This is a genomic window from Streptomyces colwelliae (assembly GCF_048158785.1).
Taxonomy (GTDB): domain Bacteria; phylum Actinomycetota; class Actinomycetes; order Streptomycetales; family Streptomycetaceae; genus Streptomyces.
In genome coordinates, this window is record NZ_JBLTJC010000003.1 from 70612 (window position 1) to 94985 (window position 24374).

Genomic DNA, 24374 nt, shown 5'->3' on the forward strand with positions numbered 1-24374 from the left:
GCCCGCCTGGCGATAACTATTTCCGGCGTTAATTCACTTCTTGACAGTCGGCGTGGGTGAGTGCATCATCCAACGGGCTGGCGCTATTAAGAATCTGCGGGACGAGTTTCCGCGTCGGCTGCAAGGGCTGTCGGAACATCACGTGCCCTGACGCAGCGCCATGACGCAACCGTCCTGAACCACAGCCACGAAACAACCCGCGGAGGTCGCCTGTGACGGATCTGTCGAAGTACGAGACCCTCGACTCTCCCGTGCTGAAGAGCATCGCGGACGTGCGTTACCGGCACGTGGAACACGGGCCCGGCTATCTGTGCCGGGGCCCCGCTGTCGACATCGGCATCCTTCGGCTGCGGCCCGGTGACTCGACCGTCAACCACTACCACGAACACCTGGAGGAGAGCTTCCTCGTGCTGGAGGGTGTCGTCTCGATGTGGATCGACGGCCGCAAACGTGCCGAGTTCGGCCCCGGCGACTACTACCGCTCCCCGCCCGGCGAGATGCACTACTTCCGCAACGAGGACAGCGGGATCTGGCGGGCTTGCTTCGTGAAAGCGCCCTTCGATCCGCAGGACACCCATCCGGTGCCGTGGCACCCGGGAGCGCCGGTACCGCGGCCCGCCGTCGGGAGAGCGGTATGAGCCCGCTGAACCGACCGGACCCGTCGCCCGGGACCGTCACGCACTTCTGCTCCGCGGCTTCCTTGATGGAGTGGCTGCCCGCCTTCGGCGCCGGCGGTGCGGAGCACCGCTTCAGGGTGCTGCCGCCCTCGCTCGACGCGGCCGCCACCGCGCGTCGGGTCCTGTGCGACGGACCGGACGGCACGATCGTCTTCCACTCGGCGCACGAGACGCTCAAGCGTGATGCCCGGGCGGCCGAACTGGTCGGCGCGACGGGTGTGCCGGTGTTCGGGCCCTCCCCGCGCGCGGCACGTCTGGGGAGGGACAAGGTCCTCCTGCGCCGGGCGTTGTCGGAAGCGCGAATCCGTACCACTCCCGGGGCCGGATCGGGCGGGGACACCCACGTGGTGAAGCTCAGGGGCGGCACCCAGGGCCAGGGCACGCGTCTGGTGCACGGATTGCCGGAGCTCTCGGCGGACGAGTACGCGGAGCGGTTCGTCGTCGGCGACGAGTACTCCGTCAACACCTTCGTCTCGGCGGCCGGCCGGACGGTCACGCTGCCGCCCGTATGGAAAGGCGTCACCCAGTTCGATCTGCTGCCGCCCTATCGCCGCCGCCGGGTCTGCGCGCCCGGCAGACTCCCTGCCGGACTCGACGCGACGCTGCGTGCGATCGCGGTGCGCGCCGCGCTCGCGGTCGGCGGAACCGGCTTCTCCGAGACGGAGTTCGTGGTTCCCGCGGACGGCCGGCCCATGGTCCTTGAGGTGAATCCACGCATCTCCGGAACGCTGCGGATATCGGCGATGGCGGCGCAGGCGCCGCTGCTCGACCTCTTCACGGATGCCGTCTTCACGGATGCTGCCACCAGCGCCGACCTCGACGCGGTGCGCGCGGCCGTTGAGGAGCCGTACGACGGAGCACCCATCCATGATCCGGGCCGCGGTGTGTTCGCCACGTCCCGGATCACGGTCGCCGGAGACACCGAGCACGATGCCGCCGCACGTCTGGACTCCCTGCTGGGACGCTCCCCCACGGACACGCGCAGCCGTGTGGCCTGAGGGCGCGCGGCGGAGCTTGTCGTGCACGGCCGGGCACCTGCCCACCGAGACACCGCGCCCGACCTCGTACACCGTCACCGCCGGGCTGACACCACGGGGTCGACAGCCACGATCATGTCGAGGGCGAGTTCAATCATGGCCTCGAACCCCCGCTCCCGCTGCTCCGGCGTGGCGTGGCTGTCGCTGTACCGGTTGTCGCTCACCGTCAGAATCGACAGCGCCCGTCTGCCGACGCCGGCCGCGGCGGTGTAGAGCGCGGCGGTCTCCATCTCCAGGGCCAGGACACCGTGGCGGGCCAGAGCGGCCACGGTGTCCGGCTCGTCCCGGTAGAAGGCATCCATGGTGGCGACACCACCGACGGTGACCGCGGCGCTCTTGCGCAGGGCGGCCGTGTACGCCGCGAACAACAGCCCGAAATCCGGCAGGGCGGCGTAGTCGACCCCCGGGAACCGGCGGCGGTGCAGTCCCGACTCCGTCGAGGCGCCGGCCGCGAGAATGATCGACCCGACCTCCAGTGCGGGCTGCAGCGCGCCGCAGGTGCCGATACGGACCAGCACCTCGGCCCCGTGGTCCTGCATCAGCTCGTGCACGTAGATCGCGGTGGAGGGCGCTCCCATGCCGGTGCCCTGGACGCTCACACGCTCACCGCGCCAGTAGCCGGTGAACCCCAGCATGTTTCGCACGGTGTTGAAACGTACGGCCCTGTCGAGAAACCGATCTGCGATGAACTGAGCGCGCAGCGGATCTCCCGGAAGCAACACCCTGGGCGCCACCGCGCCGGGTTCGGCATCGATGTGGAGGCTCATAGCTGAACGCTAACCATACGCCGATCAACCTCCAAACACTTTTCACCTCACGGAAACTCCACTCATCACCCACACCTCACCATGTGCTAAAGTCTGGAAAGTTTGTCACGACGTAGAAGAGGTGGTTGAGCTGAAGTCATCGGGAATTTCCGCAGGCCGAGTCGGCGACGAGGACAAGGCAGCACTGGGAAAGAAAATCGTCGACGTCGCTCTCTTGCGCGGAGACTTCGTACTCAGTTCGGGCGAGCCGAGCAACTTCTATTTCGACAAGTACCTCTTCGAAACCCGCCCTGAGCTTCTGGCGCACATCGCGGACTTTCTGGCGGAACGCGTTCCGGAGAATGTCAACATGCTGGCTGGCCCCGAGCTCGGCGGCGTCGCGCTGGCCACCGCTCTGTCACTCCGTACGGGACTGCCGTTCGTGATCGTGCGCAAGCAGTCGAAGGACTACGCCACGGGCCGGATCATCGAGGGGCGCCTTGAGAAGACGGACCGGGTCCTGGTGGTCGAGGATGTGGTGAGCACCGGCGCGGAGTCCATTCGCTCGGCCCGCAGGATCGCCGAATTCGGTGCCACCGTCATCGGTGTACTCGCCGTGCTCGACCGTGAACAGGGCGGGGCGCAGAACGTCAAGGACGCGGGATTCTCTTTCGACGCGGTGTATCGCCGCAGTGAACTCAATATGTGACGGTCGGCCACCGTGTTCGCGGCAGCCATCCCAAAAGTCATGAGAGGTGAACGGTGTGCGACTCCCATTCCAGGAGAAGGACTATCCGGGACTGCTGATAGTGGGGGAAGGGACCTCACGGTCGGGGAAAACGACATTCCTTCGGTCACTCGCGGCAGAGCTGCCCGACTCCTTGTCCATCGAATGGAATTCCCACCCGGACTTCCGGCCCGCGGTCGACCGCCTCAAGAGGGACCGTGCGCTCGACCCCGTCACCCACAGCCTGGTGTCCGTCACCGACTACGCCCTGACTTTTCGACAGCGAGCACTGCCCGTGCTGCGCGCGGGAGGCGTCGTGCTCAGCGACCGCTATCTCTTCACGAGCTGGGTGCGCGACACCGCGCGTGGCGTACCGGCGTCCTCCGTCGCCGACCTCTGCACCCAGTTCCCCCGCCCGGACCTGGTGTGCTACTTCGAGGCGCCGGCCGAGCTCACCCTGGCCCGCTTCCGCGAACGCCCAGAGATATACGGCCATTACGCAACAGGATCGGACATCTGGCCCGACCTGAACCCCGAAGACGCCTTCCGCCGGTACTTCGAAGCCCAGGCCGCCGGATACGGGAAGCTCGCCGAGGCCAATGACTTCGTCACCGAGGACCATCGCGCGCACGCTCTGGCCCGCATGTCCGGGATGCTGCCCTCCGCCTGACGACCCCGAGGAGGGCGCATGACCGAGATCGATCTCTCCCGTACGGACGTCGGCTCCTGCGAGTCGTTCGGCGCACGCTGGACGAAGCTGGCCGCCGAACGTTCGGCGCTGTGCCTCGGCGTGGCACCGTCCTCGTCCTGGCTCACCCGCTGGGACCTCGGGGACGACGTCCGGGGTGCGGCCGCGTACTGCGACAGAGTCCTGCGGGTCGCCGCACAGGTCGCGGCGGTCAAGGTACAGGTGCCCTTCTTCGCCCGCTTCGGAGCCCAGGGCCTCGACCTGTTGGCGCGGTTCACCAAACGCTGCCACGAGCACGGCTCGCTGGTGGTCATGGACGCCAAAGTGGGTGACGCGGACGACACCATGGACGCCTACGCGGACCTGTACCTCGGTCCGGGCAGCAGACTCGGCGGTGACGCGGTGACCGCGAACGGCTACATGGGGCTGCGATCGATCCATCCGCTCGCAGTGCGCGCCGGTCAGGTGGGTGCGGCGGTCCTCGTCCTGGTCCGTACCTCCAACCACGCGGCTGGGGAAGTCCAGCAGGCGTCGTCCACCGACGAGCGAACGGTCGCACAGCACCTCGCCGACGACATAGCCGCCTGGAACCGGGCCCACGCGCCGAACGCCTCCTGGGGCCCCTTCGGAGCCGTCGTCGGTGCTCGGCTGCCGGAGTCCGCCAACCTGGTCGCGCGGCTGCCCCGATGCGTGGTGGAGGTGCCCGGGCTCGGACGCCCCGACAGAGACACGGCGGAGGTGCTGGCCGCCCTGCCCGAAGACCGCGGCGGTGCGCTGCTGACGATCACCACGGGCGTCCTGCGCCACGGCCCGGACGCCGGCGCCCTGCGCACCGCCCTCGAAGCCTGGCGCGAACGCATCCGCCAGTGAGCCTTCCGCCGACGGCTTCCCGGAGCGCGGGTCGCGGTTCCGGCCTATCTCACGGCTGATCGTGACGGGGCGCGGCCGATGGCACGCAGGGACTCCCTGACCCGGAACTCCCCGCCACGTCGAGCGACATCCCGGTCGGCGCCCCAAAGCGCGCGGTCCCGCCCCGACGCCACATCACCGACCTGCTCCGCTCCTACGGCGGTGACAGCCGTGGCCCGACCACGGGGAGCCGGGACCGCCGCGACGGCTGCGGCCCTTGTCGCCCCTCGCCCCCAGAACGAGGCCGATTCCAGGTCCGGCCGGCCACGAGCTCGGCGCGCTCGCAGGTGCGGGCGGTTCCACAGGTTTCGGCGGCCCGTACTTTCGCGCCCCGTGGCGCGGCTGCGCCGTGCTCCTCATCCAGTCGTGCTGTGCTCTCCGCGGTGGTCGACGAGCCGGAAGACCGGACCGTCGCGGCAGATGAGGGGTGACTCGGCCGCGGTGGACCGCTCGCCCGCGGAGCAGCCGTGGCAATAGCCGAGGCCACAGGCCATGCGGGCCTCGACCGCCACGAGCACCTCGGCGTCCGTCGTCCGCCCGAGCTCACGCGCCAGGGCCATGAGCCGGCCCGATCCGCAGACGGCCACGGCATCCCAGCCGGCCCCGTTCCCGTGACGGACACGGTCGTCCGCGAGCAGCTGCCTCAGACGCTCCGGGGCGCTGCTGCCGTCGCTGTCGTACACCTCGTGGCAGGCGATACCGTGTGCGCGGTACGCGTCCCCGCCGACGATCGCGGTGGGGTGCCGTCCGCTTGCCACCGCCGTGACGGCCAGGCCTCGGTCGACCGCCTGAGACGCCAGCATGGTCAGAGAGCAGGTGCCGATGCCCCGTCCCAGTACCAGCAGCGACCGTGTGCGGTCGGGCAGCGAGAAGGGGCGTCCCAGCGGGCCGACGGTGACGAGGCTCTCACCCGGCCGGAACCCGCTCAGCCGACGTGTTCCCTCGCCCACGACGCCGTAGACGATCGTGATCTCGCCGGCGGCGGGGTCGGCCTCATACACGGCCATCGGGCGCGGCAGCACCGGCCAGGACTCCCCCGCTCGGGCGGGGGTGATCATGACGAACTGGCCGGGAAGCACCCGCGCGGCGATGTCGGGGGCGCGCAGGACGAGGCGCCGGTAGCGGTACCGTTCATGGTGGTGGACCAGAACGGGGGCGTCGAGCGAGAGCGCCCCGGCCCTGGCGTCGGTCTCCTCGGGCAGGATCTCCAGCCCCGTACCCGTGGGGAGGGAGGCGAGGCTCATCGGCGCGCTCCCGGCATCGACGGCTCCTGTTCCGCCGGCTCGTCGGCTCGGTCGAGCTGCGCGAGCCGGACGAGCTCCTGGTCGACCATCCGCAACGTGGCCAGGAGCACGTCGGTCCCCCGGGCCAGGTCGCCGGCGCTGGTCCACTCCTGCGGAACGTGGCTGAGCCCGTTGCTGCTGGGGACGAAGACGATCGCTGCCGGCATGAGGCTGTTGACGACCTGGGAGTCGTGGCTGGCGCCACTGGTGAGCACCTGGTAGGGGACCTGTTCCGTGCGGCAGGCGTCGGCGATCACCGAGCGCAGCCAGAGCGGTAGGACCGCCGGCGACGTGTCGCCCAGCACCTCGACCGCCAGTGCGAGCCCCCTGCGGTCGCAGACCGAGCGCGCCCGCCGGACGATCTCCGCCGTCGCCGCGCGTTGGCGGTCGCTGTCGATGTCGCGCACGTCCAGGCCGAGGCGCACCTGGCCGGGGATGGTGGTGAGCGAGCCGGGCCGGACGTCGAGTGTCCCCACGGTGGCGCGGGTGCCCCGGTGCCGTGGGTCCTGGGCCAGTTCCTCGGCGATCAGGGCGATCTCGCAGGCGCCCGTCAGCGCGTCCGCCCGCTGCCCCATCGGTGTGGCTCCCGTGTGGGAGGACTGCCCGGTCACGGTGAGTCGCAACCGGGTGCTTCCCGACACCAGATCGACCACGCCGACCGGGACACCGGCCGCGTCCAGGATCCCGCCCTGCTCCACATGCAGTTCGACGAAAGCAGACCATTCAGCCGCGGGCCACGGGGTGCCGAGGGCCAGATCGGGGTCGAGGCCGACCTGCTTCATCGCCTCGCCGAGCGTGACGCGGTCGGCGTCCTGAAGCGAGGTCACCTGGGCCGACGACATCTTCCCGGTGGCAAAACGGCTGCCCAGACAGGCCTGCCCGAATCGCGCGCCCTCCTCGGCGGCGAACGCGACGAAGCGGAACGGATGGTGGTGTGCGATCCCGTGCTCGACCACCAGCCGCGCGCACTCCATGGCCGCCGCCACACCGGCGATACCGTCGAATCGTCCGGCGCCGGGCACGCTGTCGAGATGCGATCCCGTGCCGACCGCGCCGCGACCTCCGTACGCCTCCGGCCGGCCGGGGTCGCCCGGCTTCTCGGCGATGGTGTTGCCCGCCGGGTCCGTCCACACGCGGAGGCCGAGGTTCTCCATGTGCTTGGCGAAGTGCTCGTGGGCCACACGTTCCATCGGGGTGTACGCCAGCCGCGTGACCCCCTGGGCAGTGCTCGTCATCCGTGCGAACTCGTCGATGGACGCCATGATCCGCCGGGCGTCGGAGGCGGGTTTCCCGGCCTCTCGCGCGGCTGCGTCCCGCGACCGCACGCCGTTCAACGCGCCTTCCCCGAGCCGAGGGCGATGACCGGCAGCGCCAGTGCGGTCTCGTCCCGCTGTCCGGCGGAGCCGACAGCCGCCACCACGACGGGCGTGACACCGGCCCGGTCTGCTACGCCGATCAACGCGTCGGTGCTGTTCACCGTCGCCGCAGGCTCGGCGATCAGCAGTCCCCGGGCGTCCGGCGGCGGCGCGTCGAGCAGTTCCACCAGGCCCTCGGCTCCGAGGACCCGTACGATCCGGCAGCCCAGTTCCCGGGCCACGACATGGGCCAGCACCACCGACTGGGGTTCGTCCCAGGTGACCACCACGTCGATCCGGTGGTCACGGACCTCGGCCGCGAGCCACCTGCCGACCGTCTCGGCGGCCGCGGGGTCGGCCGTCATGGTGAGCACACCGTCGACACCCTCGGGGGTCAGCTTGGCGACGGCCTGCTCGGCCGATTCCTCGGTCACGTACGCGTGCATGGTCACTGTGTTCCTCCTGATAGCAGCTCATCGACTGTGAACAGGGCGTCGAAAGGCAGATCGGCCGCGGCGATCGCCGCGGCGGCGCCCTCCGACCGCCGATCGACCACGGCGAGAACGCCGACGACGTGCGCACCGGCCGCACGCAGCGCGGCCACGGCCGTCAGCACCTCGCGGCCTGTGGCCACGACGTCCGCGACACACAAAACGGTCTCCCCGGGATGGAGTTCGCCTTTGACCGCGGCGGACAGGGGACGGGAGCCGTGCGTGCCGCGCACGACGACGAACGGAAGGCCGGTTTCGATCGCCATCACCGCGGTCAGAGCCGCCGCGTCCGCCCCGGCCCCGGCCAGGCGTGCCACCCCCGTCGGCACCCGGCGGGCGAGCAACTCGGCGAGGCGCCGCAGTACCGTCGGTTTCGTCTCGAACAAGTTCGTGTCGAGGTAATACGTGCTGCGAGCACCGGAGCGCAGCACGTAGTCCCCGCGCAGGTGGGCGGCGGCGACGATGTCCCGGGCGAGTTCCCGACGCCGGTCGCCGTCGTTCTGGAAGTGGGCGTAGCCCGGGCCGACCAGAAGATCGTGGAGAGGAAGGTTCATCGGTCGGCAACGCTCCGGTCGTCGGCGAGGCGAGATTCTTCGGCATCGGTTTCGGTCATCCGCTGAGCCGCCTCGCGGACGAGGACGGTCAGTCTCTGGCGCTGAGCCACGTCGCCGGCCCGGTCGATGGGCAGGGCCAGCGACAAGGCGGCGACGATGGCGTCCGACCGCCCGCGCACCGGCGCGGCCACGACCCACACGCCGCGGTCCAACTCCTCGTCGCACAGGTCGTATCCACGGCTGCGGGCGACCGCCACACGCCTCATCACCTCGCTGACGGACTGAGGGGTTTCCGTGGTGAACGGCACCAGCGAGGTGGCTTCGAGCATCGTCCTGACCTCGTCGTCCGCCAGGCCGGAGAGGAGGACCCGGGCCGAGGCGGCCGCGTGCAGCGGCATGTCCTGCCCGATGTGCACGAACAGCCGTAGTGGATACCGGCCTTCGATATAGCTCACACATGCCGCGCGACCGTCCCGGAACTCGGTGATGAAGGCGGTCTCCCCGGTCGCGTCCACCACCTCGGCCAGCGCGGGATGGACCACTGCGGGGGCTCGGTTTCTGCCCGGCGGATTCTGCGCTGTCGCAAGCTCGCGCAGGGCCGGCCCCACGAAATACCGCTTGCTCACTTCGGAACGGACGACGTACTGCTCGTTCTCCAGCACCGCCAGAATGCGGTGCACGCTGGCGATCGGGATATTCAGCCGCCTGCTGAGAACCTGCAGGGACGCCCCTTCCCGAGTGGTGGCCACAGCCCTCAGAACACGCAGGGAACGGACCACGGGTTGCATCAGTACTCCTCTCATGCCTCGTACGCGGCCGCTGTCACCCCGTTCGCAACCGGACGAGGAGTGCGGGAGGGCCGTCCTCAGGCCATGCCGAGCGACCCGCTGAGGTCGGACAGGGTCCGGGCACCGAGTTCGTCGAGCATGTGCCGCAGGTCGGCGATGATGTCGGTCATGGTCGAGGGCCGGGTGAAGGTGGCCGTGCCGATCTGCACGGCACAGGCCCCTGCGATCAGGTACTCGGCGACATGGTCGACGGAGCCGGCGCCGCCGCAGGCGATGACGGGGACGGACACGGCACGAGCGGTCTGCCACACCAGCCGGAGAACGAGGGGTCGGATCGCCGGCCCCGACAGACCGCCCACTCCGTTACCCAGGGACGGCCGTCGGGAATGCCGGTCGATGCTCATTCCCACGAAGGTGTTCGCCACCGTCACCGCGTCGGCCCCGCCGGCTTCCGCGGCACGGGCGATCTCGGCGATCGAGGTGACGTTCGGCGTCAGCTTCACAATGACCGGACGGCCGCGGGCCCGCTCCCGTACCAGGGCCGTGACCTTCTCGACCTGGGCCGGGTCCGCGCCGATCTCCAGGCCGCTGTGCTCCAGGTTGGGACAGGAGACGTTGACTTCGAAGGCGGCCGCACCGGTGTCCGCGAGGGCATCCGCGGCGTCCGCGTACTCCCGGACGGCCAGACCGCCGAGCGAGACGATCACCGGCGGCCCCAGCTTCTCGTACGCGGGGAGCGTCCGCTCGCGGAAGACGTCCATACCCGGACTGGGGATCCCGACGGAGTTGAGCATCCCGCCTCGGACCTCGTCGAGACGGTGCGCCGGATTTCCCGAACGCACGGAGTCGAACACCGTCTTCGTGACGACGGCACCCAGCCCACCGAGCGGTGTAACCGGTGCCAGCTCGGGGCCGAAGCAGCCGCTCGCCGGCATTACGGGATTGGCGAGTGTCAGGTTTCCAATAGTGACTTCCAGGCGCTCGTCGGCTGCAGAATTCATTCCACCTCACGGAAACTTTTGCAACTTTGGACCGCGATATCCTGACGTACGCTTATCCTTGTGTCAACCGGCCAGAAGCCAGCTTCAGTTCGGCTTCCGTTTCCGTGAGGTGGAAATTGCGGAGCCATCGCACAGGGGAAACAAACCCAGGAGCCGGCATTCCCTTCCACCTGCCGGCCTCATTTCAAGCGAATGCTGTATCAGGTGGATTTCGGTGAGGGTTTCAATTCGTTTCACGGTCTTCCCGGGCTCGTGACGTGGGAGTGTCGCGAGGAGCCACCACCGGGAGCTGTCGGGTCACCGCCGCGCTCCTGACAGCGGCGTCGTTACTCCCGGGCGGGTATGTCGATCCACCGGGACAACCGACCGCTCCGGGCGCCGACATCCCGGTCTTCCCGGCCTGACCCGTCAAGGAGGCGATGGTGCGACTCTACGCAGGGGTAATCCCGGTGGACGGACTCGGTGTGGCCGCCCTGCAACAGCGCGATCACTCGCCGGGCATCGAGAACCCGGGTTTGGTGACCGTCTTCGGGGGGCTGGCCGAGCGGGGAGAGAACGCGGTCGACGCCGCGTTGCGCGAGGCGTCGGAAGAGCTCGGCCTGCGTGTGTCGCGTGCCTTGCTCCAGCCGCTGTTGACGCACGAGAAGCGCCAGGTCGGCTCGGCGCCGACCATGTGCGTCATCTTCCGGGTGCCTGTGCCCAGCATTGTTGCACTGCGGACGGCCGAGGGCGTCGGCGTGCTCGTGGGTACCCCTGCCGAGCTGCTCTTGGAGCGGCGGCTGACGGACACCTGCCGACGCGCCGTCGACGCGCTGTGCAGAGGGTCACCGCTCCACCGGAACTGAGCGGAACCCGAACCGCCTCCTCCGCCTCCGGGCACCACCGGCACCGGCCGCTCACAAGGCGCAGCCGAGAAACCTCGGCTCGGGTTCGAGCAAAACCCCGGAAAGCTGACGCACTCCTGTGCGGATCCGTCCGGCGAGGTCCAGCAGTTGTTGTGTGGTGCCGCCGCCCGGGTTAGTCAGAGCCAGGGCGTGCTTGGTCGAGATACGCACCGCTCCGACACCGTCGCCCCGACACCAGCCCGCCCGTTCGACAAGCCAGCCGGCACTAAGTTTCACATTGCCCCGCTCCGGCCACTGCGGGGGTGCGGAGCCGATACGCCGCCTCACGTCCTTGGCCTGGTCGGCGGTGACGACCGGGTTGGCGAAGAAGGACCCGACGCTTCGGGTGTCGGGGTCGTCAGGACTGAGCACCATCCCCTTGACCCGTCGGATCGCCGTCACCGCATCCGGAATCAGCTCTATCGGCACCCGTCCTCCGACCTCGTTCCCCAGCGACCGGGCGACCTCGGCGTGCCGGATGGGCGTCGACAGTCTGCTCGGGCGCAGATGGAACGTCACGGACAACAGCAGCCACCGGTCCGTGTGCCGGAAGAGCGAGGTGCGGTGACCGAAGGCGCACTGCGCCGCTGGCAGCGTCACGGTGCGGCGCAGCTTTCGGTCGAAGGCCCTCACCGCGTGCAAAGTGTCGCTGACCTCCTGGCCGTAGGCGCCCACGTTCTGTATGGGGGTCGCCCCCACGGTGCCGGGGATGCCCGCCAAGCATTCCAGCCCCGCCAGCCGCTCCGCCACCGACCAGGCAACCAGGTCGGCCAGTTGCTCACCGGCTGCGGCCGTGAACGCCACCTTCCCCGTGTCCAGGGAGGTCGCCGAAATCCCGCGTGTACGAACCACCGCCACGGTCCCGTTCAGCCCGGCATCGCCAACGACGACATTGCTGCCGGAACCGAGCACGGTGAACGGTTCAACTCGTGCGTCGGCCGCCTCGGCCATGGCACATAGTCCGGCATCGGTGGTGACGATCACCAGGCGCGCGGCCTCGCCGCCGAGCCGCAGCGTGGTCCACCGCGCCAGGCGCCGCTCAGTGACCTCGTACACGGTCAACGCCTCCCCTCTGCCCACGGCGCGTCCACGCTTGGCCGGGATGAGGTCCATGTCCGGATGGTCGAGCGAACGCGCGCTACACCCTACGGCGTCCGACCGGTCGCCTATCGCGTCGATCCACAGCCCCATGTCCTGCAGTTCAGTCAGCAGAGGCCGCCGAACACGGCACGCCTCAGTGGTGGTTGGTGGTCAGAGGTCTTGAGACTCCCGCTTGCCTCGAACCGTTCAGGCGGAGCGAGTTGCCCAGCGGAGCCGAGGCGAGCGACATCACACCGGTGAGGAGCGTGACCGCCTACGGCTGCTGACCGAACCGGCGTCGGCCCTTGGTCTCCTCCAGGTTCACAATCAGCGAGCACGAGCGCCTTCCGTTGCGAGGCAGATCCGTGCACCCACGCAGGTCCCCAGGGGTGGTCCCCAAGCCGACGTCGCCGAGCCCTCCGCCCAGTTAGAGCAGGAGACGCTTGCGTCGTCACCGACGAGGCATGCGTTACGCACGCGCGGCCACGGGCCTTCCCCCGTGAAGGTGGGCACGCGGTTATTGATCACGCGGCGAGCGTGAGTTTAGCGGTGTGGTGTCGGTGTTCGTATTCGTTGGGGCTGAGGTGGCCGTTGGCGGAGTGCCGGCGGCGGGTGTTGTAGCGGGTCAGCCAGGCGAAGACGGGCCTGCGGCAGGTGCCGGGGTCGCCGTAGTCGGGGGAGCCCTGGAGGGTCTCGGGTTTCAGGGAGGCGTGGAAGCTTTCGCAGGCCGCGTTGTCGGCACTGGTGCCGACCGCGCCCATCGACCGTGTGACTCCGAGCTGGTCGCAGAGGTTGGCGAAGGCCCGGGATCCGTATTGCGCTCCGTGGTCGGAGTGGAACACGGCGCCGTCCAGGCCGCCGCGGGTCGCGGCTGCCATCCGCAGTGCGTCGGCGACCAGGCTGGTGCGCATGTGGCCGGCGATGGACCAGCCGACGACCTTGCGGCTGAAGCAGTCCAGCACAGTCGCGAGATAGAGGAACTCCCCGCCTGCGAGCGGGAGATACGTGATGTCGCCCATGTATTTCAGGTCGGGTTCGGTGGCGGTGAAGTCCCGCTGGAACAGGTCCGAGACCGGTGAGGTGGCCGGGTCCGGGACGGTGGTGCGCACGCGTCTGCGCAGGCGGATGCCGGTGATGGAGAACATCCGCATCACGCGGGCGACCCGTTTTTCGTTGACCCGCCGCCCTTTCTCGCGGAGCTCGGCCGTCACGCGCGGGGAGCCGTAGGCGCCGCCGGACTCGTCGTGGACCTGGCGGATCTCCTCGGCCAGAATCCGGTCCTGGTGCTGCCGGGCGGCCCGGGCCTCGGCGCCGGCGAGCCACTTGTAGTAGCTGGACCGGTTCACGTCCAGGACCTGGCAGAGCCGCTTCACCTCGTAGGTGTCCCGGTGGTCGTCAACGAACTGGAAGCGGCTCATCACCAGTTCGTCTCCCCGGCGAAATACTTGGTCGCCTTGCGCAGGATGTCCCGCTCGGTGGCGAGCTTGCGCTCACTCGCCTCCAGCTCGGCCACCCTCGCCTCCAACTGCCGCACCCGCTCGTCCGGATCAACGGACGCCACCGCCTCCCGGTGCCGGGCGGCCGGCCTCGCAGCCGCAGCGGTGACGCCACGGCGTTCGCGGTCCCGCAGCACCCACTCCCGCAGAGTCGCCCGGTTGACGCCCAGGTCAGCAGCGATGCTCTTGTAGGTCGCCCCCGGTGTGGACTCGTACAGGGCCACGGCATCGGCCCTGAACTCGTCCGAATAGTCCTTCATCGCCATCGGCGGTCTTCTCGCTTCCTCCGGATCAAGCAGATCCAGTATCAGCGTGTCCACCACTCAGGTGGAGGCCCCGAGCGGGCAGGGAAGGTCTCGTAGTCGCGGGCCAGGCGGCGATGGAGCATCAGCCAGCCAGTTGGGTCGCCGGCTGTCGTCGGCTCCACCGCCGATACGAACGCAAGGCAGAACACTTCCTGGCCTTCGTCGGCATAGCCGCAGCCCTCATCTGTAATCGCCGATTGGCCACCCTGCTCAAGGCCTGAGCCGCTTCTCCTGAACATCGAAACAGACCAGTCCCATTGAGGGTTTTCAGCGGTGCTGCTCCAGGGTGAGGACGGCCTTGGCGATTCACGTCATGCGGTTCGGGCTGCATCGGGCTCTGCGGAAGATTCGCCAGGATTTGAGGCGGGCGATTCCTCGTTCGACGGGTGCGCGAGCGGCGGACAGCGCTCGGTTGACCGTCCGCTCGGTCGGGGTGAGTTCACCTTGGGGCGGTCGGCGTTTGGGGGTGGTGACCCACTCGCCCGCGCCGATGTAGGCCATGTCGGCGAGGACCGGGACGCCTTGGCGCTCGCAGATCCTGATGATCTTGTGGGTGCGGGCGGCGGTCAGGTCGTGTGTGCGGCCGGGCAGGGCGGGTGAGAGCCACAGCGTGCGACCGGCCGGGTCTGTGATGACCTGCACGTTCACACCGTGCCGCTTGTACTTCGTCGAATAGTCCGCGCGCCCGTCGCCGACCCGGTCGCACTCGGCGAGCGTGCCGTCCACGAGAACGTAGTCGGGGTCTGCCTCGCGCAGGACCTTCAGCAGGCCCGGCGCCATGTCGGCCAGGTGCTCGACGACGGTGGTGACGTACGCGTGGGCGGTGCCGACGGAGATACGGAAACCTGCGGCGAGCTGAGCCAGGGGGTCGTGTCGGCGCAGGTATGCCAGAGCGATCACCGCACGCTCGGACGGCCGGAGTTTGCAGCGCCGGTCACCCTCACGGGTGACGATCAGCATCGTCACCCACTCCACGAGTGGGTGCGGCAGGTCGAGTGCGGCAGGATACGGGACCAACAGGGTTCCTGAGCTGGAGAGTTGAGACCTAGACACCTCTCTCAACGGCACGGGGACCCTGTCCGTTGCTTATGGTCCCGCCGTCACCCGTCCGGGGGCCACTCTGAAAACCCTCATTGAGTCCGCCAAGTCTGCCGCGTAGGCCGAGGCTTCCTCGGCCCTGTTCCAGCCCATCCCGAAGTACATGAGCGGACCGCTTGCACTCTCGATCAGCGGCCCAACCGACCAGGGCGAGGTCTCTTCCTCGTCCTCGGTGATGTCGCACCACCGCTCCAGAAGCGCGGCAACGTAGGCAGCTATGCGTTCAGACGGAGGCTCCACGGCCTCACCGTCGAGATAGCGGTCGTGCAGGACGTTGAAGACCCTGCCGGCGGTCTTGTCATCCGCCGGTCGCTCGCCTTCCCAGACAGCCAGGTCCTAGCTCATGCCCGGAGACTTTCACACCACACTGACACCCATCTGGGCCGGTCATCAGCACCCGCTTCAACCAAAAGAAACGACGTCTTATGCGTCGGCAGTCCAGTAGGCAGACTGCGTCGCGGGCCAGGACTTGGTCAGGCGCATCGGAAGTCCCCCTGCGTCGTCAGATGGCGCAAGGGCTGCTGTTTTCCCAGCTCACAGCCCTCTCCGCGAGGGTGATGCCAGGGGGTTCTCAGGGGGGCGGGAGCCCGGCGAGGGAGTTCTCAGGGGGGGTCCCCAGCGAAAGAAGCTGGAACATCGGGAAACACCAAGAAACACGCATTGGCCCTGGTCACAGCCCCATAAGAAGATCCCACCGCAGCTCAAGCCCGCTTAGACGGCAAGTACTGCAAGTACGCGTCGTCGGACATCACGTACAAGTGAGCCGCCCACGGTGACGGCGGCCGTACGAAGCGTCCCCGCACGACGCTTCGCACGGCCGCTCCGGCACGAACTCAGCCCGGCAGCACGGCCGTTGACCGCATGCCGAGCCACTGCTCGGCGTCCCAGGCCTCGAACCGCTCCACCTCGGTGAACCCCAGCTTCGCCGCCAGGCGCATCGAACGGGCGTTGGCGGACTGGGTGGTGAGCAGCACCGGCTCACCGGGAAAGACGCCGTCGAACCAGTCGAGCGCCGCCGCGCACGCCTCGGCGGCGTACCCGAATCCCCACGCCCTCGGCAGGAACAGGTAGCCCAGATCGGCCTTCCCCGCGGCAGCCGGGCGGCCGTCCCCGGGCGTTCTCCTGAGCAGGATCAGGCCGGTCATCGCCCCGTCGAGTTCGACGACGAAGCTCCCGGGCCACTGCTCGGGCACCTCGGGCGTCTTGCGCTCGAGTTCGTCACGCGGGCGGGGACCGCCGAGGTAGGTGTGCACCTCTGGCGAGGCGAGCAGTTCGATGAACGTCGGGCGGTCCCGCGCCTCTGACGCACGGAGCACGAGCCGTCCGGTTCCGATCGGCTCGGGCGGCCAGTCCGCGAGTCCCAGATCTTCCATCGGCGCACGCTAACAGACGGTCGAACCGACCGGACGAAGCGGCCTACGCCGCGTTCCCCAGCGTGTCGGCGATCAACTCCCGCCGGTGGCGCGTGTATTCGGCGCGCAGGGCGGGACCTGGCCAGTCGGGGGGCAGGAGTTCGGGGGGCAGGACGGGGTCGGCGAGCAAGTGCCGTACGGCGGCGGCGAGTACGGTGAAGCGGTCGGCCGGGTGGCCCGCGGTGGCGGTGATCCGGTCGAGCAGCGCCTCGGCGGTCTTCGCCCAGGTGTCAAGTGGCCAGAGGGTCGCGGCCAGTTGGCGGGCAGGTTCCTCGGGGCGGGTGGTGAAGTGTCGGGCGACCGCGCCGAGTTCGTCCGGTCGGGGTCGTAGGAGATTGGCCGGGCGGAGCCAGACTCCCTCGCGGAGTTCCGCGAGTCGGAGGGCGGTCAACCTGCCGCGCAGGTCGGCGCGTTCGGCGGGTCCGCGGCCGGTCGCGGTGACGACGGTCATCTCCCAGTCGCCGTCCCAGGGACGGGTCTCGGGGTGTACGGCGGCGTCCTGACGGCGCTGGCGTTCCAGCAGTCGGTCGCTGAGCCGGTAGACCGCGTCCGTGGTCCGCAGGTCTCCGGCGGTCACCATCCGGCTGAGCGCGGCCCGCAGCGTGGAGCCGGCGACACCCAGCGGTTCCACCGCGCGCAGCAGATCCCGCACGGGCAGCTCGGGCGGGTGTGTGCCCAGGAGCAGGCTGAGGACGACCGACCGCGCGGACAGTGGGCGCAGATCCACCTCGCCGGGCCCTTCCGACACGTTCATCCGCATGGCCTCGTACTCTACGTGGCGATTCTCGTGTTACATCATTGATGCGACCGTAGAGATGGTGCAACACTTCACTTATGGCCCAGACACTCGCGCACATGCCGCCGCAGCCGCGGAACGCCACGCACGACGTCACCAACCAGCCCCCGCCGCTGACCCCGTACGACGCCTCCGAGGACGCGGCCCTGCTGGAGGGGTTGCGCCGGGAGGGTGCCGGCTGGGCCGAGGACGACGTGCGGCGGCTCGGCCGGGCGGCGGGCAGCGAGGAGGCGCAGGAGTGGGGTGAGCAGGCGAACCGGCACGAGCCGGAGCTGCGCACGCACGACCGCTACGGCAACCGGATCGACGAGGTCGAGTTCCACCCGAGCTGGCACCGGCTGATGGGCGTCGCCGTCGCCGAGGGGCTGGCCGGCGCGCCCTGGGCGGACGAGCGTCCCGGCGCCCATGTGACCCGTACGGCAAGGGGGTTGGTGTGGGGACACACCGATGCCGGGCACGGCTGCCCGACGTCGATGACGTACGCCGCCGTCCCCGCCCTGCGCGCGACGCCCGAACTGGCCGCGGTCTACGAGCCGTTGCTCACCAGCCGGGTGTACGACCCGACCCTGCGCGTCCCGACCGAGAAGCGCGGACTGCTGGCCGGGATGGGGATGACGGAGAAGCAGGGCGGCTCCGACGTCCGGACGAACACCACGGCGGCCACCCCCACCGCCGAACCCGGCGTGTACACCCTGCGCGGGCACAAGTGGTTCACGTCGGCGCCGATGTGCGACGTGTTCCTCGTCCTGGCGCAGGCTCCGGGCGGCCTGTCGTGCTTCCTGGTACCGCGCGTGCTGCCCGACGGCAGTCGCAACACGTTCCGCATCCAGCGGCTGAAGGACAAGCTGGGCAACCGGTCCAACGCGTCCTCGGAGCCCGAGTTCGACGGGACCGTCGCCTGGCTGGTCGGCCCCGAGGGGCGTGGCGTCAAGACCATCATCGAGATGGTCAACTGCACCCGCCTGGACTGCGTGATGATGTCGGCGACGCTGATGCGCAAGACGCTCGTCGAGGCGGGCCACCATGTGCGGTACCGGTCGGCGTTCGGCGCCCGGCTCCTCGAACAGCCCCTGATGCACAACGTGTTGGCCGATCTGGCGCTGGAGTCCGAGGCCGCCACGACGCTCACGCTACGACTGGCGGGCGCGGCCGACCGTGCGGTGCGCGGGGACGGCGCCGAGTCGGCGTTCCGCCGGATCGCCACCGCCGTCGGGAAGTACTGGGTCACCAAGCGTGGTCCGGCCTTCACGGCGGAGGCCCTGGAGTGCCTCGGCGGGAACGGCTACGTCGAGGACTCGGGCATGCCCCGCCACTACCGCGAGGCGCCCCTTCTCTCCATCTGGGAGGGCTCGGGGAACGTCAACGCCCTCGACGTACTACGGGCGTTGACCCGCGACCCCGGCACGGCGGACGCGCTGTTCGCCGAACTCGCCCTGGCGCGGGGCGCGGACGCCCGCGTGGACGCGGCCACGAGCCGGTTGAAGAACGGGTTGCGCGAGGCCACCGAGACGGGAGCCCGGCGTCTCGTCGAACAGATGGCGCTGACCCTCCAGGCCTCCCTCCTGGTACGACACGCCCCGGCCGCGGTCGCCGACGCCTTCTGCGCGACCCGGCTCGGCGGCGACTGGGGGCACGCCTTCGGCACCCTCCCCGACTCCGCCGACCTCGACACGATCCTCGCCCGCGCCCTGCCCGAAGGGGACTGACCCTCGGTCACCTCCCGATTCCGCTTCGTTGTCAGTGGCGTGGTGCAGACTCGCGATCAGTTGGCACCGCGCCTGGGGAGGACAACGTGTTCACGGGGATCGACGAGGTCGACTGGGCCTCACTGCGCCATGCGGACGGCAGTGCCGAGGACGTGCCCGGACTCCTCCGGGGACTGGCCTCCACCGACCCCACCGAGCGGGCGGGCGCCCTCGACGGGATGTACGGCGCGGTGCACCACCAGGGGATCGTGTACGACGCGACGCTCGCCTGCGTTCCGTTTCTGCTCGCGCTCGCCGCCTGCGAAGAGGCCGCGGACCGGGGCGGGTTGGTGGAACTTCTGGTCAGCATCGGCCGGGGACACGCGCCGGAGGAGGCCGCGGAAGCGGGTGACGGGTCCGGGCCGGCGGATGCCGCCGTCCGCGCGGGAGCCGAGCTCTTCGCCACCCTCGTCGGAGACCGGGAATCCGGAGTGCGTCGGGCGGCGGCCGAAGCGCTCGTCCGGTTCCTCGACCAACCCGTGCGCGTGCTGGGCCTGTTGCGGCAGCGGATCACGGTGGAGCGCGACGACCAGGTCCTGCTCGCCCTCACCGAGAGCCTCGGCCTGTTCATACGCCGGCACCCGTCCCACTCCGCCGAGGCGCTGGACACCCTGCTGATGCTCGGCACTCCCCCGTACGACCCCGGTCTACGGCTCGCCGCGCTCGGCCAACTCGCGGGCTGCGCACCCGATCTGCTCCCCGTCGACCTGGTCCCGACCGTCGTCGAGCTGCTCGGGGAGCGGTCCGAGCAGCGCCGGTCGGGCCGTTCGACACCGACCGAGGGCGACCACTCGGACCCGGACTCGCTCGCCGGGCGGTTATGGCGACTGCGGCCCTCGGACGAGGAGGGCGCGCTGCTGCTGCGTACGCTGCACACCGCGCTCGGCGGGCGGGTGGGCGACCGGATCGCCCTGCTGGAAGGGCAGTTGAGCAGTCCGGACGCGGCCGACCGGTGCAACGGGATGTGGATGGCGGCGGGGTTGTTCCGCGAGTGGCGGGCCGACTACACGGTGCCCATCGAGCTGATCGGTGATCAACTGGGCGCTGGGGCAGGTCCGTTGCCCGGCGTGGCGGTGTCGGACCGGTTGCGTGATGCGGCGGTGTCGGTCCTGGGCGATCTCTTCCACCTGGCCGCGCCTGCCGCCGACCACCTCCACGCGCTGGTGACCGCGCGCCCCGACCTGTGGGTGCAGCGCTGGGAGCGTCGGGCGCAGACCCTGGGCGGTCCCCTCAAGTCCCTTGCCCGCAGCGGCGATCCACGGGCGACACCGGTGCTGGCTCAAGTCCTCGCGCAGCCGGTCGTACCCGACGATCTGGGACGCGTGATCGTCCACCTGGGCCGGTCCGCCGCACCGCTCGCCCCGGCGCTACGGCACCGGCTCGGTCAGGTGCCCCTCGACTCCCCCGAGACGTACGACCGTGCCGTACCGCTGCTGTCGGCGCTGACCGCGCTCGCCGATCGGGAGGCGGTACCGGAGGTGTTGCGGCTGATGCGCGGGATGGCGGACGGGGTGCGGCTGAGGCACCGGGTCGTGGAGTCGGCGGTGCGGGCGCTCGATGTGTTCGGGGGTGGCTCTGAGGAGGTCGTACTGGTCCTGCGGGGGCTGTTGGAGTCCGAGTGCGCTGGTGTCGCCGCGGGTGCTCTGTGGTCGGTGGAGGGGGATGCCTCGGCCGTACTGCCTGTGCTGATGCGGGAGTTGACCGGGCGGGACGCGTATCGGCGCCGGGCTGCCGCGGAGGTGCTGGCGCGGCTGGGGTCGTCCGCAGGGGATGCGGTGCCCGGGTTGGCGCGGATGGTCGAGGCGGAGTGCGTGTGGGAACGGGCGGTGGGCGCGGGCGCGTTGTGGCGGGTCACCGGGGAGGCGGAGAGGGTGTTGCCGGTGCTGCGTTCGGCCTGGGTCGAGCGTCCGGGTGTGCGGGGTGTCGTCGCCGCGTGTCTGGTCGACATGGGGGCGGCCGGGGCGCCGCTGCACGACCTGGTGGAGGCCGAACTGGCCGCTCCGCGACGGCATTTGGTGCGGTCGGGCGGGCATGGCGGCCAGGACGTCCTGGAGGACGAGCGGCTGCTGGCGGTGTGCCGGGAGGTGAGCGCGGGATGAGGTCGGCCGGGTCTGTGGGACGGACACGACGAGGGCCCCCGGCATGCGCGATCCGCAGGTCAGGGGCGCTCGATGCCAAGCCGGGCGTTCAACCCGTCTTGCGGCCCCACAGCGGGCCGAAGCGGGCCCACTCCTCGTCCCACTGGTCCATGCGTCGGCGTTCCAGACGGCCGCGCAGGGCGCGGGCGCCGACGAAGGGGACGGCCGCCGCACCCATTCCCAGGAGGGTGCCGATCAGCACGGCCCGCAGCTGGGCCTGTGAGGCGGTGGCGGGCTTGGTGACCAGGTGACCCTGCGGGTCGGTCCAGACGGTCACCGGAGTGCCGATCCCGCTGCCGGAGGGAACCCGTATCTGGCCGGTGTGCGAGGAGCCGTCCGCCGCCGCCCAGCGGACCTTCGCCCAGACCGGTTCGCCGCTGGTCCTGCTGGAGTTCGCCGGGGCGGGGCCGGGCGCGTCCTGGGTCACCAGGGCCACCACGGGTTTCCAGTCGACGCGTTCCTGGGCCAGCTCGTGTTCGACGGACTGCGCCGCCGTCAGACCGGCGAGCACACCGGCCAGGACGGTGATCAGCCAGGCGCCGAGCACGATCCACGACTCCACCGCATCGGCACGGCGCTTGAGCGGATTCCGCCGCCACCGCCACAGCCACACCTTCGGACCTCGGAACGCCATCGAAGGCATCCTCCTCATGAACGCACTGACATGCCGAACCGCCCTCCCATACGGGAGACGTCTCCTCGATGCTCACGACGAATACCCCGACTCGACGTTCCCATGGCTGCCCGGGCTTCCGCAGGCACTTCGCGAGAGGCACCCGCAGATCCGCCTCCACCGCCCGGTATATCCGCCCTGACCTGCGATGATGCCGGTTCCAGGGGTGACTGTCAGTGGTGGGGTGCAGACTGGGCGGTGATGGGGGCAAAGTCGCCAAAAACCCAGCGGAGGTGATCGGCATGACTGAGGTTCTGCTCGCGGTGGGCACGCGAAAAGGCCTGTTCATCGGGCGCAGGCGGGGTGGTGTCTGGGAGTTCGACGAGAGTCCGTACTTCAACGCGCAGGCGCTGTATTCGGTCGCCGTAGACACCCGCGGCCCCACACCGAGACTGCTGGCCGGTGGTGACAGCGCTCACTGGGGTCCGTCCGTGTTCCACTCCGACGACCTGGGCCGCACCTGGGCCGAGCCGGTGCAACCGGCGGTCAAGTTCCCGAAGGACACGGGCGCTTCGCTGGAGCGGGTGTGGCAGCTGCACCCGGCGGCGGCCGAACCTGACGTGGTGTACGCGGGCACGGAGCCGGCCGCGCTGTTCCGCTCCGAGGACCGCGGCGAGAGCTTCGAACTCGTCCGCCCTCTCTGGGAGCACCCGACGCGTTCGCGGTGGGTGCCGGGCGGCGGCGGAGAAGGCCTGCACACGGTCCTCACCGACGAGCGCGATCCGCGCGCCGTCACGGTCGCCGTCTCGACGGCCGGGGTGTTCCGTACGGGCGACGGCGGCGAGAGCTGGGAGCCGTCCAACTCCGGTGTCTCCGCGGTGTTCCTGCCGGATCCGAACCCGGAGTTCGGGCAGTGCGTGCACAAGGTCGCGCAGGACGCGGCGAACCCGGACCGGCTGTATCTCCAGAACCACTGGGGCGTGTACCGCAGCGACGACGCGGGCGCGCACTGGACGGACATCGGCGCGGGCCTGCCGTCCACGTTCGGCTTCGCGGCGGCGGCCCACCCCCATCGCGGCGACACGGCCTATGTGTTCCCGATCAACGCCGACGCGGACCGCGTGCCCGCCGAGCACCGGTGCCGGGTCTTCCGTACGGCGGACGCGGGCCGGAGCTGGGAGCCGCTGTCGGCGGGACTGCCGACCGAGGACCACTACGGCACGGTGTTGCGCGACGCGATGTGCACGGACGGCGCGGACCCGGCGGGCGTGTACTTCGGGAATCGCAACGGCGAGGTGTTCGCGTCGGACGACGACGGGGACAGCTGGCGGCAGTTGGCGTCGCATCTCCCCGATGTGCTGTGCGTGCGCGCGGCGGTCGTCGGGTGAGGGAGCGAACTCCGTTGCGGCGAGGCTTCGTTCACACGCGCCCACGGTTCGGTCGTTCTCGGTCGGGCTGCGAGCACCGGTTGATCGCCGGGCCCTGTACGGCAGTAGGGTGACGCCCGTGGCACCACGACCGTTGCATGAGATCGTCGAACCGGGCTGGGCGAAAGCCCTGGAACCCGTGGCCGGACGCGTCGCCGGGATGGGGGACTTCCTGCGCGCGGAGATCGCCGCGGGGCGCACCTATCTACCGGCAGGACCGAATGTCCTCCGCGCCTTCCAGCAGCCCTTCGACGACGTCCGCGTCCTGATCGTCGGACAGGACCCGTATCCGACCCCGGGGCACGCGGTGGGGCTGTCCTTCTCGGTGGCCCCCGAGGTACGTCCGCTGCCGCCGAGCCTGCTCAACATCTACCGGGAGCTGAACACGGACCTGGGGCTGCCCCAGCCGTCCAACGGCGATCTGACCCCATGGAGCCAGCAGGGGGTGCTGCTGCTCAACAGGGCGCTCACCACGGCCCCGCGCAGTCCGGCCGCCCATCGCGGCAAGGGCTGGGAAGAGGTCACCGAGCAGGCGATACGGGCGCTGGCCGCACGCGGCAAGCCGCTGGTGTCGATCCTGTGGGGGCGCGACGCCCGCAACCTCCGGCCCCTCCTCGGCGACCTGCCCTCGGTGGAGTCCTCCCACCCGTCCCCGATGTCGGCCGACCGCGGCTTCTTCGGCTCCCGCCCCTTCAGCCGCGCCAACGACCTGCTGGTCCGGCAGGGAGGACAACCGGTGGACTGGCGTCTGCCGTGACGGTTCCGGGGTTCCTCGCCGTGGACTCCGGAGGCTCCGGGCTCCGTGTCGTCGTGGGCGAGGTCGGTGGTGGCCGGAGATCCGGCCCGCTCTCCTCCGGGGAACCCGTTCGGACCGGTGCCCGCGGGATCGATGCCGGGCATTTCATGGAGCAACTGGTGCCCGTGGTGCGGGCGTTGGCCGAAAAGGCCGCAGTGGGCGAGTTGGGTACGGCGGTGATCGGGGCCGCTGGGCTCGCCACCCCGGCGGACTCGAAGCCGCCCCAAGGCATGATCGGTACGGTGGCACCGGGACGATCAGAGGGGGACGCGACCGTGGGCGAGCAGACGGAGATCACGACGGCGAAACAGGCCGCGGACCACGAGCT

At 70.0% G+C, this 24374-nt stretch carries 23 protein-coding genes and 2 pseudogenes; 12 read left to right on the plus strand and 13 right to left on the minus strand.

Annotation, left to right across the window (positions count from 1 at the left end; all coding sequences use genetic code 11):
- The first annotated feature begins 212 nt into the window (after nt 1-212).
- Nucleotides 213-638, plus strand: a complete 426-nt coding sequence (locus ACNFOC_RS01335; RefSeq protein WP_416955696.1) for a cupin domain-containing protein — start codon at nt 213-215, stop codon at nt 636-638.
- Nucleotides 635-1675, plus strand: a complete 1041-nt coding sequence (locus ACNFOC_RS01340) for an ATP-grasp domain-containing protein (protein ID WP_416955698.1) — start codon at nt 635-637, stop codon at nt 1673-1675. The genes ACNFOC_RS01335 and ACNFOC_RS01340 overlap by 4 nt, the downstream gene beginning before the upstream one ends.
- A 74-nt stretch (nt 1676-1749) precedes the next feature.
- Here ACNFOC_RS01340 and deoD read toward each other — a convergent pair whose 3' ends face one another.
- Nucleotides 1750-2481: a purine-nucleoside phosphorylase gene (gene deoD / locus ACNFOC_RS01345; RefSeq protein WP_416955700.1), complete on the minus strand. Its 732-nt coding sequence runs from the start codon at nt 2479-2481 to the stop codon at nt 1750-1752.
- 121 nt (nt 2482-2602) lie between these two features.
- Here deoD and pyrE point away from each other — a divergent pair, with 121 nt between their 5' ends.
- The 3 genes from pyrE (at nt 2603) to pyrF (ending at nt 4745) form a co-directional block, all read left to right on the plus strand.
- Nucleotides 2603-3169 (plus strand): orotate phosphoribosyltransferase, encoded by a 567-nt coding sequence (gene pyrE, locus ACNFOC_RS01350; RefSeq protein WP_405948848.1) that lies wholly within the window; start codon nt 2603-2605, stop codon nt 3167-3169.
- Nucleotides 3170-3269: 100 nt separating this feature from the next.
- The gene (locus ACNFOC_RS01355) at nt 3270-3857 is read left to right on the plus strand and encodes a dTMP kinase (protein WP_416955733.1); all 588 of its coding nucleotides are present in this window, start codon (nt 3270-3272) and stop codon (nt 3855-3857) included.
- Nucleotides 3858-3875: 18 nt separating this feature from the next.
- Nucleotides 3876-4745, plus strand: a complete 870-nt coding sequence (pyrF, locus tag ACNFOC_RS01360; protein WP_416955702.1) for an orotidine-5'-phosphate decarboxylase — start codon at nt 3876-3878, stop codon at nt 4743-4745.
- A gap of 395 nt (nt 4746-5140) precedes the next feature.
- Here pyrF and ACNFOC_RS01365 read toward each other — a convergent pair whose 3' ends face one another.
- The 6 genes from ACNFOC_RS01365 to ACNFOC_RS01390 form a co-directional block, all read right to left on the minus strand.
- Entirely contained in the window at nt 5141-6028 is an 888-nt protein-coding gene (locus ACNFOC_RS01365; RefSeq protein WP_416955704.1) for an iron-sulfur cluster-binding protein, read from the minus strand.
- On the minus strand, nt 6025-7392 hold the full coding sequence (locus ACNFOC_RS01370; RefSeq protein WP_416955706.1) for a Zn-dependent hydrolase: 1368 nt from the start codon (nt 7390-7392) through the stop codon (nt 6025-6027). The genes ACNFOC_RS01365 and ACNFOC_RS01370 overlap by 4 nt, the downstream gene beginning before the upstream one ends.
- Before the next feature lie 5 nt (nt 7393-7397).
- Entirely contained in the window at nt 7398-7874 is a 477-nt protein-coding gene (locus tag ACNFOC_RS01375) for a hypothetical protein (RefSeq protein WP_416955708.1), read from the minus strand.
- Nucleotides 7871-8467, minus strand: coding sequence for an orotate phosphoribosyltransferase (locus ACNFOC_RS01380; protein WP_416955710.1), 597 nt, complete (start codon nt 8465-8467; stop codon nt 7871-7873). The genes ACNFOC_RS01375 and ACNFOC_RS01380 overlap by 4 nt, the downstream gene beginning before the upstream one ends.
- Nucleotides 8464-9255: an IclR family transcriptional regulator gene (locus ACNFOC_RS01385; protein ID WP_416955712.1), complete on the minus strand. Its 792-nt coding sequence runs from the start codon at nt 9253-9255 to the stop codon at nt 8464-8466. The genes ACNFOC_RS01380 and ACNFOC_RS01385 overlap by 4 nt, the downstream gene beginning before the upstream one ends.
- A 77-nt stretch (nt 9256-9332) precedes the next feature.
- Complete coding sequence (locus tag ACNFOC_RS01390; RefSeq protein WP_416955714.1) at nt 9333-10256, minus strand: dihydroorotate dehydrogenase; 924 nt, start codon at nt 10254-10256, stop codon at nt 9333-9335.
- A gap of 422 nt (nt 10257-10678) precedes the next feature.
- On the opposite strand from ACNFOC_RS01390, the gene ACNFOC_RS01395 reads away from it, so the two are divergent.
- Nucleotides 10679-11101, plus strand: coding sequence for an NUDIX domain-containing protein (locus ACNFOC_RS01395; RefSeq protein WP_416955716.1), 423 nt, complete (start codon nt 10679-10681; stop codon nt 11099-11101).
- 51 nt (nt 11102-11152) lie between these two features.
- Here the strand turns inward: ACNFOC_RS01395 and ACNFOC_RS01400 are convergent, their stop codons facing one another.
- Both ACNFOC_RS01400 and ACNFOC_RS01405 read right to left on the minus strand, forming a co-directional pair.
- Entirely contained in the window at nt 11153-12196 is a 1044-nt protein-coding gene (locus tag ACNFOC_RS01400) for a UDP-N-acetylmuramate dehydrogenase (protein ID WP_416955735.1), read from the minus strand.
- Nucleotides 12197-12744: 548 nt separating this feature from the next.
- Nucleotides 12745-13982, minus strand: a protein-coding gene (locus ACNFOC_RS01405; protein WP_416955718.1) for an IS3 family transposase whose coding sequence is annotated in 2 segments (ribosomal slippage) — nt 12745-13658 and nt 13658-13982 — 1239 coding nt in all. Because the reading frame shifts where the segments join, the coding sequence is not laid out codon by codon here.
- A 131-nt stretch (nt 13983-14113) separates the two neighbouring features.
- On the opposite strand from ACNFOC_RS01405, the pseudogene ACNFOC_RS01410 reads away from it, so the two are divergent.
- Nucleotides 14114-14242, plus strand: a pseudogene (locus ACNFOC_RS01410) (IS5/IS1182 family transposase); the annotation flags it as partial.
- Between the two features lie 85 nt (nt 14243-14327).
- Here the strand turns inward: ACNFOC_RS01410 and ACNFOC_RS01415 are convergent.
- The 3 genes from ACNFOC_RS01415 to ACNFOC_RS01425 all read right to left on the minus strand — a co-directional run bounded on the left by ACNFOC_RS01415 (nt 14328) and on the right by ACNFOC_RS01425 (nt 17291).
- Nucleotides 14328-15038, minus strand: coding sequence for a transposase family protein (locus tag ACNFOC_RS01415; RefSeq protein WP_416955720.1), 711 nt, complete (start codon nt 15036-15038; stop codon nt 14328-14330).
- A gap of 914 nt (nt 15039-15952) precedes the next feature.
- Nucleotides 15953-16492, minus strand: coding sequence for a GNAT family N-acetyltransferase (locus tag ACNFOC_RS01420; RefSeq protein WP_416955721.1), 540 nt, complete (start codon nt 16490-16492; stop codon nt 15953-15955).
- A 43-nt stretch (nt 16493-16535) separates the two neighbouring features.
- Entirely contained in the window at nt 16536-17291 is a 756-nt protein-coding gene (locus ACNFOC_RS01425; RefSeq protein ID WP_416955723.1) for a PaaX family transcriptional regulator C-terminal domain-containing protein, read from the minus strand.
- A gap of 74 nt (nt 17292-17365) precedes the next feature.
- On the opposite strand from ACNFOC_RS01425, the gene ACNFOC_RS01430 reads away from it, so the two are divergent.
- Nucleotides 17366-19033 (plus strand): acyl-CoA dehydrogenase family protein, encoded by a 1668-nt coding sequence (locus tag ACNFOC_RS01430; protein WP_416955725.1) that lies wholly within the window; start codon nt 17366-17368, stop codon nt 19031-19033.
- An 86-nt stretch (nt 19034-19119) separates the two neighbouring features.
- Nucleotides 19120-21171: a HEAT repeat domain-containing protein gene (locus tag ACNFOC_RS01435; RefSeq protein WP_416955727.1), complete on the plus strand. Its 2052-nt coding sequence runs from the start codon at nt 19120-19122 to the stop codon at nt 21169-21171.
- A gap of 88 nt (nt 21172-21259) precedes the next feature.
- Here the strand turns inward: ACNFOC_RS01435 and ACNFOC_RS01440 are convergent, their stop codons facing one another.
- Nucleotides 21260-21844, minus strand: coding sequence for an Rv1733c family protein (locus ACNFOC_RS01440; RefSeq protein ID WP_416955729.1), 585 nt, complete (start codon nt 21842-21844; stop codon nt 21260-21262).
- Nucleotides 21845-22059: 215 nt separating this feature from the next.
- Between ACNFOC_RS01440 and ACNFOC_RS01445 the strand changes: the two genes are divergently transcribed.
- The 3 genes and pseudogenes from ACNFOC_RS01445 to ACNFOC_RS01455 form a co-directional block, all read left to right on the plus strand.
- Entirely contained in the window at nt 22060-23211 is a 1152-nt protein-coding gene (locus tag ACNFOC_RS01445) for a WD40/YVTN/BNR-like repeat-containing protein (RefSeq protein WP_416955731.1), read from the plus strand.
- Nucleotides 23212-23329: 118 nt separating this feature from the next.
- Nucleotides 23330-24007, plus strand: a complete 678-nt coding sequence (locus ACNFOC_RS01450; protein ID WP_360074925.1) for a uracil-DNA glycosylase — start codon at nt 23330-23332, stop codon at nt 24005-24007.
- Nucleotides 24004-24374 (plus strand): annotated as a pseudogene (locus ACNFOC_RS01455) (ATPase); the annotation flags it as partial. The gene ACNFOC_RS01450 and the pseudogene ACNFOC_RS01455, both read left to right, overlap by 4 nt.

What these genes read in the sequence shown, in the direction of transcription:
- ACNFOC_RS01340 (WP_416955698.1), top strand. Translation starts at nt 635, where the DNA reads ATGAGCCCGCTGAACCGACCGGACCCGTCGCCCGGGACCGTCACGCAC.
- deoD (WP_416955700.1), bottom strand. Translation starts at nt 2,481, where the DNA reads ATGAGCCTCCACATCGATGCCGAACCCGGCGCGGTGGCGCCCAGGGTG.
- pyrF (WP_416955702.1), top strand. Translation starts at nt 3,876, where the DNA reads ATGACCGAGATCGATCTCTCCCGTACGGACGTCGGCTCCTGCGAGTCG.
- ACNFOC_RS01365 (WP_416955704.1), bottom strand. Translation starts at nt 6,028, where the DNA reads ATGAGCCTCGCCTCCCTCCCCACGGGTACGGGGCTGGAGATCCTGCCC.
- ACNFOC_RS01380 (WP_416955710.1), bottom strand. Translation starts at nt 8,467, where the DNA reads ATGAACCTTCCTCTCCACGATCTTCTGGTCGGCCCGGGCTACGCCCAC.
- ACNFOC_RS01385 (WP_416955712.1), bottom strand. Translation starts at nt 9,255, where the DNA reads ATGCAACCCGTGGTCCGTTCCCTGCGTGTTCTGAGGGCTGTGGCCACC.
- ACNFOC_RS01390 (WP_416955714.1), bottom strand. Translation starts at nt 10,256, where the DNA reads ATGAATTCTGCAGCCGACGAGCGCCTGGAAGTCACTATTGGAAACCTG.
- ACNFOC_RS01420 (WP_416955721.1), bottom strand. Translation starts at nt 16,492, where the DNA reads ATGGAAGATCTGGGACTCGCGGACTGGCCGCCCGAGCCGATCGGAACC.
- ACNFOC_RS01425 (WP_416955723.1), bottom strand. Translation starts at nt 17,291, where the DNA reads ATGCGGATGAACGTGTCGGAAGGGCCCGGCGAGGTGGATCTGCGCCCA.
- ACNFOC_RS01430 (WP_416955725.1), top strand. Translation starts at nt 17,366, where the DNA reads ATGGCCCAGACACTCGCGCACATGCCGCCGCAGCCGCGGAACGCCACG.
- ACNFOC_RS01440 (WP_416955729.1), bottom strand. Translation starts at nt 21,844, where the DNA reads ATGGCGTTCCGAGGTCCGAAGGTGTGGCTGTGGCGGTGGCGGCGGAAT.